At 43.6% G+C, this 12,329-nt stretch carries 12 protein-coding genes; 1 reads left to right on the plus strand and 11 read right to left on the minus strand.

What is annotated here, in order from left to right; all coding sequences use genetic code 11:
- Window positions 1–65 precede the first annotated feature (65 nt).
- From BC792_RS17955 to BC792_RS17970, 4 genes are all read right to left on the minus strand, one after another.
- Window positions 66–896, minus strand: a complete 831-nt coding sequence (locus BC792_RS17955) for an alcohol dehydrogenase catalytic domain-containing protein (protein ID WP_211357583.1) — start codon at window positions 894–896, stop codon at window positions 66–68.
- Entirely contained in the window at window positions 880–1,932 is a 1,053-nt protein-coding gene (locus BC792_RS17960; protein ID WP_148910399.1) for an aldo/keto reductase, read from the minus strand. The genes BC792_RS17955 and BC792_RS17960 overlap by 17 nt, the downstream gene beginning before the upstream one ends.
- A gap of 12 nt (window positions 1,933–1,944) precedes the next feature.
- Window positions 1,945–3,195 carry an L-fucose:H+ symporter permease gene (gene fucP, locus BC792_RS17965; protein ID WP_148910400.1) on the minus strand — a complete coding sequence of 417 codons (1,251 nt, stop codon included), beginning with the start codon at window positions 3,193–3,195 and terminating at the stop codon, window positions 1,945–1,947.
- Window positions 3,196–3,877: 682 nt separating this feature from the next.
- Window positions 3,878–4,300 carry a winged helix-turn-helix transcriptional regulator gene (locus tag BC792_RS17970; RefSeq protein ID WP_246155180.1) on the minus strand — a complete coding sequence of 141 codons (423 nt, stop codon included), beginning with the start codon at window positions 4,298–4,300 and terminating at the stop codon, window positions 3,878–3,880.
- A 30-nt stretch (window positions 4,301–4,330) separates the two neighbouring features.
- Here BC792_RS17970 and BC792_RS17975 point away from each other — a divergent pair, with 30 nt between their 5' ends.
- Window positions 4,331–4,783 (plus strand): zinc-dependent peptidase, encoded by a 453-nt coding sequence (locus BC792_RS17975; protein WP_246155182.1) that lies wholly within the window; start codon window positions 4,331–4,333, stop codon window positions 4,781–4,783.
- A gap of 99 nt (window positions 4,784–4,882) precedes the next feature.
- On the opposite strand, the gene groL is transcribed toward BC792_RS17975, so the two are convergent.
- The 7 genes from groL to miaB form a co-directional block, all read right to left on the minus strand.
- Window positions 4,883–6,520 (minus strand): chaperonin GroEL, encoded by a 1,638-nt coding sequence (groL, locus tag BC792_RS17980; RefSeq protein WP_148910402.1) that lies wholly within the window; start codon window positions 6,518–6,520, stop codon window positions 4,883–4,885.
- 95 nt (window positions 6,521–6,615) lie between these two features.
- Entirely contained in the window at window positions 6,616–6,891 is a 276-nt protein-coding gene (locus BC792_RS17985) for a co-chaperone GroES (RefSeq protein WP_148910403.1), read from the minus strand.
- A 270-nt stretch (window positions 6,892–7,161) separates the two neighbouring features.
- Window positions 7,162–7,518 (minus strand): preprotein translocase subunit SecG, encoded by a 357-nt coding sequence (secG, locus tag BC792_RS17990; RefSeq protein ID WP_148910404.1) that lies wholly within the window; start codon window positions 7,516–7,518, stop codon window positions 7,162–7,164.
- 12 nt (window positions 7,519–7,530) lie between these two features.
- Window positions 7,531–8,646 carry a hypothetical protein gene (locus BC792_RS17995; protein ID WP_148910405.1) on the minus strand — a complete coding sequence of 372 codons (1,116 nt, stop codon included), beginning with the start codon at window positions 8,644–8,646 and terminating at the stop codon, window positions 7,531–7,533.
- An 8-nt stretch (window positions 8,647–8,654) separates the two neighbouring features.
- Window positions 8,655–9,065: an LptE family protein gene (locus BC792_RS18000; protein ID WP_246155181.1), complete on the minus strand. Its 411-nt coding sequence runs from the start codon at window positions 9,063–9,065 to the stop codon at window positions 8,655–8,657.
- Window positions 9,066–9,174: 109 nt separating this feature from the next.
- The gene (locus tag BC792_RS18005; protein WP_148910407.1) at window positions 9,175–10,437 is read right to left on the minus strand and encodes a sigma-54 interaction domain-containing protein; all 1,263 of its coding nucleotides are present in this window, start codon (window positions 10,435–10,437) and stop codon (window positions 9,175–9,177) included.
- A 21-nt stretch (window positions 10,438–10,458) separates the two neighbouring features.
- A complete protein-coding gene (gene miaB / locus BC792_RS18010; protein ID WP_148910408.1) occupies window positions 10,459–11,892 on the minus strand; it encodes a tRNA (N6-isopentenyl adenosine(37)-C2)-methylthiotransferase MiaB in 1,434 nt (477 codons plus the stop codon).
- Between the last annotated feature and the right edge of the window lie 437 nt (window positions 11,893–12,329).

Genomic DNA, 12,329 nt, shown 5'->3' on the forward strand with positions numbered 1-12,329 from the left:
CCTCTTTGAAGCGTTCAAAATCAAATTCCTCTTTTTCCATTTGCTGTGTCTAATATAAAAATTCTTTATTTGACACAGTTTACTTTACACCCTCTATCTTTTTGAAGACCAATTAATACGAGCCTTCCACTGTGAGCAACGAAATTAAGCGAATTAACAATAGCCTGTTGATTGCCTGTTGCATCAATTACAACAGTAGGTAAATCTCCTTTTGTAATTTCCTGTAAGTTTTTTAATGTGTCCGGCTGCCCAGCTTTTATGGTATATCCTACATCCAATTCTTTCTCACAAAACTTAAGGCGGTCTTCATTTATATCCATCGCTATTACTTTCCCCCCGGCTATGCGTGCAAATTCCATCGTACCTAGACCGATGGGTCCCGCACCAATGACAAGAACAAACTCACCAGATAGTAATTGGGCTCTCCTAATGCCATGAGCCCCGATCGCCAGTGGTTCAACTAATGCTAGCTCATCTAAACCTAGCCCCTCACTTTTAATTAACAGGTCAGACGGAACAGACAGATAGTTTTGTAATGCTCCGTCAACGTGAACTCCAATTACCTGCATTTCTACACAACAGTTATTTATCTTCCGCCTACAAGCAATACATTTACCACACGATATATACGGCAATAAGGCGACATTTTCACCTTGTGAAAACCTGGGATCGTCGGTTTCCATTATTTCCGCAGCGATTTCATGCCCCAAAATACGTGGGTAGCTAAAATAGGGCTGACTTCCTTCAAAAGCGTGTATATCAGTTCCGCAGATTCCTACTGTTTTAATGCGCACTATACTATGCCCTGGCTGCCTTTCTGGCACAGGCTTTCTCACGTATTTAAGATCACCCGGTTTTGTGCAGATACAGGTATCCATACTATTTTCTATTTTCATAGCAGATTCTTGTTTCGATAAGTCCTTCGGCAATAATTTCATCCCAAAACTTGTCCTGAATTTCTTTTTTAACCATTTCAACGTTGACTTGAACTTTATTCGGCTTCGTAGTGTTTAAAGCAATGCTGACCACTCCTTCAATATTAAATCCAAAATTGAAACAGGCCTCGGCAGGCGTTACTCCAAATTTTTTACAGATAGTCCAGAACTTTTCCCGCCATTCATAAAGCGTACGTCCATATTCTGTGTTGCGATCGACAAGTTGATAATTGTAATAATCACTTCCTACTAGAAAACCTCCATTGAAAACGGCAGAGTTTATAACGGAGACTCCTTTTCTTTTTAACTCTGAGATAAAGTTCAACAACGGCATAGGATGATCATGGATGGTCAAACTATTGGCGATCATGACCCAATCCAGTTGAACTTCATTAGCTATTTTTTTAATAATATTCCAATTTTTGCTACCAACTCCTATTGCAGTAACTTCACCGGCTTCTTTCAGCTCCTGTAGCGCCTGATATGCATCTATAATATCTTGGTATAGCATTTCCTCTTCTTTTGGCGTTTTTGCTCTGGCAAGATATTCGTCTGGATCATGCACCGAAACCCACTGAGCTTTATAAGAGCCTAGTAGCTGATTTCCCTGTTCAAAACAAGCTTTTATTCCGTCATAGCTTATCCGCTGCACTGCATCGTAGTCAAGACCCTTCCACACGCCGGGTTCAAAAGTTGGCTCGGCTGTTTCCAATGGCACCCGATACCACCCCAGTTTATTGCTGATTATGACCTTTGAAGGTTCCACACCCAGCTGTGCTAAACATTTTCCGAGTGATTCCAATGAAAGACCTGCTCCATATTTTCCTGCAGAATCAAAAAATGTTAAAGGCTCAGTATGCTTAACACATTCTCGAACAATTGCCAATTTCGTGTCATAAGACACCTCTTCATATAGGTTACCAAGTCCGCTGGTACCAAATACGACCGGTGGGACTTGCGATTGAACCTGCTCAATCCGGGGTTGAATGATTTTCATGGTGAAATAATATTAAACTGATTTATACTTGTATAGAGCAAAATACGCTATTACAAGAAAACTAATAAGTGGGACAATATAACCAATTTGGATATTTCCTGAAAAATCACTGATCAAACCAAAGACCCCAGGTAAGATCGCTCCTCCGACTATGGACATAACCAGTAAGCTACTTCCGTATTCTCTATCCTCTTTTAATTTGCTTATTCCCATCGCAAATATTGTTGGAAACATTATCGACATAAAAAAACAGATTATTATAATTGTATATATTGCAATCATCCCTGTAGCGTACATCGCAAATGCTGAAAGAAAAATATTAGCAATCGCATAGAGCCCCAATAGTCGATGAGGGGCTATGTATTTCATAAAGAAAGTTCCAAGAAATCTTCCCAATAGGAAGGCAATGCCGCATGCGGCAAGAAAATCTGCAGCTGTGATTTCTGTAATAGCGACAACCTCTGTAGCATATAAAATAAAAAGGCTAAAGACTGAAACCTGTGCCCCTACATAAAAAAATTGGGAAATTACTGCCCATCGCAGGTTATGATTTTTCAATGTAGAGAATATCGACTTTCTTTTTTGGTGTGTCGATTCTTCTATGCGCGGAGACTCTGGCAATCTGATCCTAGAAAAAATAACGGCGATAATAATCAATAGTAGACCCAAAATAAAATAAGGTTCCTTGACCGTACTGGCTTCTGCCGCCAAAGCAATCTTTCTTTCGGGATCCGACAGGACCGCCAACTCTTCATCAGAAATCCCCTTAATCAAGATAATACGTGATCCAATAACAGGTGCCAAAGCTGCTGCAAGTCCATTAAATGATTGTGCAAGATTCAGACGCTGGATACTACTTTTTTCTGGACCCAATTCACTTATATAAGGATTAGCTATGGTTTCAAGTATCGTAAGCCCGCAAGCAATAATAAATAACGCAACTAGAAAAAAAGTAAATGACTGGAAGTCCGCAGCCGGAATGAAAAGGAAGGCACCCACAGCAAAAGTGAAAAGTCCAACGATTATTCCTTTTTTGTACCCAAATCTTTTCATTAGCAATCCTGCTGGCAATGCCATAAGGAAATAAGCAATATATACTGAAGAATCCACTAATGTGGATTGTGCGGTGGTAAGTAAAAATGAACGTTTAAGATGAGGAATCAATATGGGATCCAGATTATGGGCAAACCCCCATAAAAAAAACAAAGAGGTGACCAAAATAAATGCGATCGTCATTTGACGATTGGTTTGTTGATTTTTCATCTACGATTGAATCAGGTACAATGTTGTTTATTTTATGACGAGCGATTAGTCTGAAATGTCTTGTTTAAGAGATTTGTTTATAATCGTCGTTTTAGTAAAAGCAAAGAAAGGAAACTGTAGGATAATTAAAATTTAATTTATCGGCATTATCATGGACAATATCGACTTTTTCCGAGTTAGACAAAAGACGTCGATAATGAACAAGGGGAGCTTAACCTTGGTTAGTTTTTTCTATAAAGCATTCGCAAAATCCCATAAAATCTATTAAAATTTTTCTTATCTTAGTACTATAGCAATTGCAGCTAAAACGTATGTCAAACCAGTGAGCGATTCGGTGAGCAGGGAAATAGAAGGCTTGTAAAATACTGATAAAGAGACTGATGTCCGAAAGGTGTTATTCCCCTACGGGCTACAGAAAGACTCCAAAGAAGTCAAGATTCAAAACCGCCTTTAAAGGCGGTTTTTCATTTATACGGCTTATCGAAGTTCCCCCGATTCGAAAAGAAGCCATTTCTCTATCAAGCTATTATGTTCCTCTGCCCCGCATAGTCCTGGTAAGTAATAAACTATATCGCGAACATTTATGGCTCATAATTCGCAGTGCCGGTTTATTCGTTCCTTAGCCGCTTAACTGTTCTATATGAATTTATAGGGAATGATACTTGCGACTCAATTTTTTAAATTATCTTCCTTTTATTATTTTCCTATGTTTTTCCCCAAAATCAAGAAGAGCACTAATGACAGGAAGAACGTCTATAGCATGCTTAGTCGGTGCGTAACACACCGTAACCGGTTTTGTGTTATTAACCGTTCGGGTGATCAGCAAATTATTTTCCAATTCCTGCAGCTCTTTTGACAACACTTTTGGAGTTATACCTACTGCCGCTTCTTGCAAGTCCTTAAACCGCATTGTCCCGTAGTGGTGCAAATTATGCAAAATGCAGAATTTCCACTTTCCACTCAGTAATTCAATGGCATCTTTTAGTGCCAATATACTTCCTTTACTTATGCCCTTATTAACCACACTCATAAAAATAGTTACTTTCCTAAAGGTAACGGATAGTAAATATAAAGTAAATATCCGATAGCTTTCCACTTCAAACATTGGTCGTACGAAAATCTCGACGAAGTAATTATCTACCCTGCCACATTCGACGAGCGTTACGACATAGACAAGCCAGATAACCGAATCGTGGGCATGGTTGGCGATGGCGTGCTAAACCGCAAGATGATATTGTCGCTCTCTTCGCTCCGGGAAGGATTCTCCATGACAAGCGATCACAATACAGCTATCCATGAGTTTGTCCATCTTATAGACAAAGCGGATGGTGAAGTGGATGGAATTCCAGAATATCTGATTCCAAAAGCTTTAATAAAACCGTGGCTCACAGAAATGCACCGGACTATTGAACGCATCCGAAAGGGACAATCCGATATAGCCGACTACGCGGCTACGAACGAGGCCGAGTTTCTAGCGGTAATTTCGGAATACTTCTTTCAAAAACCCACATCTCTACAAAAAGATCACCCCAGACTATACGCCCTGTTGGACACAATTTATAATAAAGAGGCGGGACAGCACAAATAACGTCGACTATACCGGCGGATGTTTTTGCCTGTCACTCCTTTTAACGACAAAGGCCCTGGAAAATCAGGGCCTTTGTTATAATATGATGTGTTGGTAATCTTACATCATGCCTGGCATACCGCCGCCCATTGGAGGAGCACCGGCACCAGCGTTGTTCTCTTCTGGCTCATCAGCCAACACGCACTCTGTTGTCAACAACATAGAAGCAACAGAAGCAGCGTTTTCCAATGCAACACGTGAAACCTTAGTTGGATCGATAACGCCCGCAGCAATTAAGTTCTCATAAGCGTCAGTACGCGCGTTGTATCCGAAGTCTCCTGATCCTTCTTTCACTTTCTGAACAACCACAGCACCTTCTATACCTGCGTTGTTACAGATCTGACGAAGAGGTTCCTCGATAGCGCGTTTGATGATCTCAATACCGATAGTCTCATCTTCATTTGCACCCTTCAAATCTGCCAACGCTTCAGTAGCACGGATGAAGGCCACACCACCACCAGCAACGATACCTTCTTCTACCGCAGCACGGGTTGCATGCAACGCGTCGTCTACACGGTCTTTTTTCTCCTTCATCTCAACTTCAGTAGTAGCTCCAACGTAAAGAACAGCTACACCGCCCGACAACTTCGCAAGACGCTCTTGCAACTTCTCACGATCGTAGTCAGAAGTTGTTGTCTCAATCTGAGAGCGGATCTGAGCAACACGGGCTTTGATATCTTCCACGTTGCCGGAACCGTTGATGATCGTTGTATTATCTTTGTCAACTACAACTTTCTCCGCTTGTCCTAAATAAGAAAGCTCTGCATTCTCCAACTTGTAACCTCTCTCTTCAGAGATAACCGTACCACCAGTTAGGATAGCAATATCTTCTAACATCGCTTTACGGCGGTCGCCGAAGCCAGGAGCTTTAACAGCTGCAACTTTCAAAGAACCACGGATCTTGTTTACTACCAACGTAGCTAGCGCTTCACCATCTAAATCTTCCGCGATAATTAACAAGGGCTTGCCTGTTTGTACCTGTTTTTCCAAGATAGGCAGCAACTCTTTCATGTTGCTGATCTTCTTGTCGTAGATCAAAATGTAAGGGCTATCCAACTCCGCTTCCATTTTGTCAGAGTTCGTCACGAAGTAAGGAGACAAATAACCGCGATCAAACTGCATACCTTCCACAGTCTTCACTTCCGTTTCTGTTCCTTTCGCTTCTTCTACAGTGATAACGCCGTCGTTACCGACTTTTTCCATGGCTTCAGCAATCAACGAACCGATAACTTCGTCGTTGTTAGCTGAAATCGTAGCAACTTGTTTAATCTTGTTGTTATCAGCTCCAACAACTTGTGATTGCGACTTCAAGTTAGCAACAACTGCCGCTACAGCTTTGTCTATACCACGCTTCAAATCCATCGGATTAGCACCGGCAGCCACAGACTTCAGACCTGGAGCTACGATCGCCTGAGCCAAAACCGTAGCTGTTGTAGTTCCGTCACCTGCTTGATCTGCAGTTTTCGACGCAACCTCTTTCACCATCTGTGCGCCCATGTTTTCTAAAGCATCTTTCAGCTCTATCTCTTTAGCGACAGATACACCGTCTTTGGTAATCATCGGAGATCCAAATTTTTTCTCGATAATTACGTTACGGCCTTTAGGTCCTAACGTTACCTTCACCGCGTTTGCCAAAGTGTCCACGCCTTTCTTTAGCGCGTCACGTGCTTCAACATTATATCTTACTTGTTTTGCCATGTTTTTTGGTATTTTAGTAGTTAGCACGAAGTATCGAGATCGTCTCTATACTTCTTAACACATTACTTTTTTTTAAATTTTAACTTAATTTTTTCTTACAGTACTGCGTAGATGTCTGATTCACGCATAATTAAATATTCTTTACCCTCGTAGGTGATCTCTGTGCCTGCATATTTGCCATATAACACTTTGTCACCAACTTTAACAGTAAGAGGTTCTTCTGGTTTTCCAGCGCCTACTGCTACGATTGTTCCTTGAGAAGGTTTTTCTTTCGCAGTGTCTGGAATATAGATTCCCGATGCTGTTTTTTCTTCTGCAGGAGCTGCTTCTACCACAACTCTGTCTCCGATAGGTTTAATACTTAATGCCATAATTATTTAGTTTTATGTTTTTATTACGTTTAATCACCACTTCTGCATCACCAATTATGCCAAATGGAAAAAAGCCCCGTTTGTTGACAATTTTTCATCTTCGGCATCTTACAAAATGACACGTTCTGAATCCTGCTGTGTCATCCTGTCATCATCGTGCCGTGTGCTGCCAACGCAAAAAGTCCCCCCGACATATGAAGAGAATATAAAGCATAAAAAAAGCTCCGCATACAGTTCGTGCGGAGCTTTCCTATTTCTTATACGTTCTTCCTACTTTGTTGAATCCGCTGTTGCCGGAGTCGTTGTAGAAGGAGCCTGCTGTTGGGCTGGGCCATTCAAGTTTAACGGGGACGTCTGCGCTGGAGCTTCAATCTGATCGCCTAATCCACCTGCACGGCTGCCCGAAGAAGGTCCTACAATATTAATTGCCAAACAAAACACCATCAAGGCAATAGCTAAACCCCATGTGCCCTTTTCCAGGAAATCGCCAGTACGCTGTACACCCATTAAATTCGAACTCCCGGCAAATCCTGACGATAAACCTCCTCCTTTAGGATTTTGAATCAACACGATCAGCGCCAACAACACGCTTGTCAATACAATCAGGATAATCAAAAATGTCTGCATTTCTTTATTTTGTTAATATAGTTTTTCTTCCAACTCTTTAATTCGGGCCGCAAAATACGATTTTTTTTCTGGAAATCTCAAAATTAATTTTTTATAGACTTCTATTGCTTTTACATACATGGCCTGGTCGGCATAGATGTTCGCCAGCGTCTCCGTCACCAGATCGAACTGCTCTTCCGAGCTCTTCCGGGCTTTATTTTCCGTGTTCAGGTTCTCAGCCGGCGGAGGTTGTATTTGCGGCTCCTCCCGGATAAATCGTTCGATAACTTCTGCCGTTTTATCCTTTCTCGTGTATTCCACAGCGCGCTGCCTGACTTCTTCACTCAACTTGTCCTCCGGGCTCTGTAGATGAATAATGTGCTCTCTAATCTGCTGGTCTAAAATAATGCGATCCAACTCTCCCTGATCAAAGGACGGTTTATTATCTACAGGTAAATAAGGACTTGCAAATGGCCGGTACGTGTCAGCATACTCAAGCCTTGTCTTATGCAACCACCAACGGAAACTATACGGCATCAGCTGGTCGTTATATAAACTGATATCCTCGTCGGTATTTGCTCCCGACGACACGACGGCATCGAGGTCGTTACGCTCCTGTTCCTGCTCCTTGGCATGCAGCGCGAAATAGTCTCCGCCACCGATCCCTTCCTGTACAAGGGTCTCCAACGCCTGCTCGTCATCAGCCAAGTCCGGTTGTTGAGCCTGCCCAACAGGTTCGATCAGCTCGTCTTGTTCTTTCTGCGGCTCTTCTACCGTGTCCTCATCTTCACGCCGATCAGCAGATTCCGATGTACTGTCCTCCCGCTCAGCCGTTGGTCCGACAGGCCAGGACAGCTCTTCGAAAGGCACATAGTCGTCGTCAACAGTCTCTACCAAAGGAGCAGATTCCTGAATAGGCTTCTGAACGTACTCATATAGCCAAGTCGGGCTACCCGCCAATAAAATAGCCCGCGTGCCCAGATTATCAAGCTCTCCTAAAAGAAACTTACGGCGCTCCAATGCAAAATGTAAAGGCTGTGCATAGGGAAACTTCTGCATCAACAGATCACAGTGCGTTGAAGACAGCTCCTTGGGGTTGACCAACGCACGATGAAATAGCTCTTTTAGTGACATCTCTTGATTCTCCATACACTAGTCTACCAGTTGGCAAATGCGCGATTATAAATATCCTCCGTCAACAGTTGTATGATTTCCCGGTTTATTGTTTCCTCTTGGCCTTGCACGTTTCCCGAAAACTCCCTGAATTGCGAAAAGGACTGTTCAAAACTACTTTCACCGGTCTCATCCAACCGGTTCGTATATTTGACCTTAACAGTAATTGTCAACCTGTTAAGTGCTGCACGGTCCGAACCTGCTTCAACCGCTGCCGGCGTGATATCATAGCCTGTAATCACCCCCTCAAATGTCGCGTCCGCATCACCATTTACCTGGCTGAGCCTCGATTGGCTTCGAATACGCTCTTTTAAGCCCTCGGTGAAGTTCTGGCTAAGGGTATGATACACCATTGGGGCTATGTTTTCAAAAAATTGAACATTAACGGTCTTCATATTTTGAGGAATAGAACCTCCACTAAAACCATATTTAACGCCACATCCTGAAAACGAAAGACAACATATGGCCAACACTATCGAAAGGATTCTATGCATAATAGCAGTACTAATCTAAATTTAAGTCTTTAATTTTCCTATATAACGTCCGTTCGGAAATTCCCAACTCCCGCGCCGCAGCTTTTCGCTTGCCTTTATGTTTCTTCAACGCCTTCTTAATCAGATCCGACTCTTTTTCGACCAAAGATAAGGATTCTTCCACCTCCTCTGCATCCTGCGTGTCGTAAGACGTAAAGTCGTTATTCCCTTTAGCGTTCTGGTTCGGATTGTGTATCGTCAATGTAGGTTGTTTAGCCTCTTCGCCGATATAAGCCGGCGAGGGCGTCACTTCGCGGTATAATTGGTTGATGTACGGCGAGTTTTCCTCAAAAGTCCTCGGGTTGACACCATTCTGAATGAGCTCTACAACCAGCTTCTTCAGATCGACCATATCCTTTTTCATGTCGAAAAGTACCTTATACAGCAAATCACGCTCCGAAAAATCTTCCTTACCGCCATCCTTCACAAATACCGGTAACGACGACACCTGCTGCTCCATGGGAAGGTATTTCGATAATATGCCCGCATTGACAATCCGCTCGTTTTCCAGTACGGCGATTTGCTCAGCAATATTTTTTAGTTGACGCACATTTCCGGGCCATGTATATTTCATCAGCATCTCTTGTGCATCCGGTGTCAGCTGCACGCCCGGGGTACGATATTTGTCCGAGAAATCCACGATAAACTTCCGGAAAAGTAGGTTTATATCTTCGGGGCGCTCCCGCAACGGAGGTATCCGCAGTGGAACGGTGTTTAAACGATAGTATAAATCTTCACGGAACTTGCCTTTTTTTACAGCTTCATAAACATCAACATTAGTCGCAGCAACCACCCGTACATTCGTTTTCTGCACCTTGGAAGATCCTACCCGGATATATTCTCCCGTCTCCAGCACACGTAAAAGACGGGCCTGCGTACCTAAAGGTAATTCCCCAACTTCGTCGAGAAAAATAGTACCGCCATCCACCACCTCAAAATATCCTTTCCGCGCTTCATGGGCACCGGTAAACGAACCTTTTTCATGACCGAACAGCTCGGAATCGATCGTACCCTCCGGAATGGCACCGCAGTTAACAGCAATAAACGACCCGTGCTTCCGTGCACTAAGTTGGTGGATAATATGAGAAAACACCTCCTTACCGGAGCCGCTTTCCCCTTGAATCAAAACAGAAATATCGGTAGGCGCAACCTGCCTGGCAACATCAATAGCTCTGTTCAGTAAGGGAGAGTTACCAATGATTCCAAACCTATTTTTTATGTCCTGAATATCCACGATAATTTCTCTTTTTACAAGTTAGTCAATAATTTTTCCGATCAGCGTAGCCGAAGTACAGCGCTCGGCCAGTACATGCACATATTGTCCGGGCTTGAAGCGCTCGTCAACAGGGAATACCACCATGGTATTTTGGTCGTTCCGTCCGCAGTAGTCTTGATCAGACCGCTTCGAAAAACCTTCAATTAACACCTTATGTACTTTCCCTACATACCCCTGCAGCCGGTATAGACTATGCTCCTGTTGTTTGTTTACCACTTCCGTTAAACGTCTTTTCTTGACATCCTCCGGAATATCATCTTCGTAACGCTTTGCAGCCAAGGTGCCGGGACGCTCCGAATAGGCAAACATATAGGCAAAATCGTATTTTACATAGTCCATCATCGATAACGTGTCCTGATGCTCCTCTTCCGTTTCTGTACAAAAGCCTGTAATGACGTCCGTCGAAATTCCGCATGCCGGAATAATACGCCGGATAGCGTCGACCCGTTCCATATACCACGCACGATCGTACGTCCTGTTCATGAGGTCAAGGATACGGGAATTTCCGGATTGTACCGGCAAGTGTATATACTTGCAGATATTTTCGTAACGGGCCATGGTATACAGCACTTCATCGGTGATGTCTTTCGGATGGGATGTCGAGAATCGAACCCGCAGCTCAGGGCTGACGTCGGCCACGAGTGCCAATAACTGCGCAAAGTTCACTGTTGCCGCCGGCTCTTCTCCTTCCACCGCCGGAGCTGAGTATTTGTACGAATCTACGTTCTGTCCCAACAAAGTCACTTCCCGGTACCCTGCGTTAAACAGGTCCTGTGCTTCCTTTACTATAGATTGTGCATCACGGCTGCGTTCCCTCCCTCTGGTAAACGGCACGACGCAGAACGAGCACATGTTATCACAGCCGCGCATAATAGAGATAAAGGCTGAAATTCCGTTCGAGTTCAGACGAACCGGGTTGATGTCGGCATACGTCTCTTCACGGGACAATAGTACGTTAACCGCACGATTGCCGTCGTCTACTTTATCAATTAAATTAGGCAAGTCTCGATAAGCGTCCGGTCCAACAACCACATCCACCAATTTCTCTTCTTCCAAAAACTTAGACTTCAGACGTTCCGCCATACAGCCGAGCACGCCCACGATCATACCGGGGTTCTTACTCTTGGCCGATTCAAATTCTTTTAGCCTATTCCGCACGCGCTGCTCCGCATTCTCCCGAATAGAACACGTATTGATAAACACTACATCGGCTTCTTTATAATCTTTCGTCGTTTCAAATCCGCGGTCCAATAGAATGGATGCCACGATCTCGCTATCTGAAAAATTCATCTGGCAACCGTAGCTTTCAATATACAGCTTCCTTCCGGTCGACTGACCTGTAGGCAACATATCCAAGGCTTCACCCTGACGAGCCTCGTCATGGGTTTTCGTCGTATGTTCTAGTTCTAACATGGCTCAATTTAAAGACTACAAAGTTAACAATAAAAACGTAACTTAATGACACTTTGGCAGAGCATGACCAAAATTTAACACTAAGGCTAATAGCCGATAGCTCATAGCGCGCACACTGTCCGTAGAGTGAGCGAAGCGGTCTCTACGGACGGGCTCATAAACAGGAGTCTCAGACTCCCTTTTATCATCATATCCTTAGTGACGCTGCGCTTCACACTAAGGATAGTGCCGGTGATATCGATAGGTTCTGTCGAACAGATGCTAGGCTGGGCTTCGACAGGCTCAGCCTGACTTTATCGAAGCACACTGTCCGTAGAGTGAGTGAAGCGCTCTCTACGGACAGACTCTTAAACAGGAGTCTCAGACTCCCTTTTATCATCATATCCTTAGTGACGCTGCGCTTCACACTAAGGATAGTGCCGGTGATATCGATAGGT

Source organism: Sphingobacterium allocomposti (assembly GCF_008124885.1).
Classification (GTDB): Bacteria; Bacteroidota; Bacteroidia; order Sphingobacteriales; family Sphingobacteriaceae; genus Sphingobacterium; species Sphingobacterium allocomposti.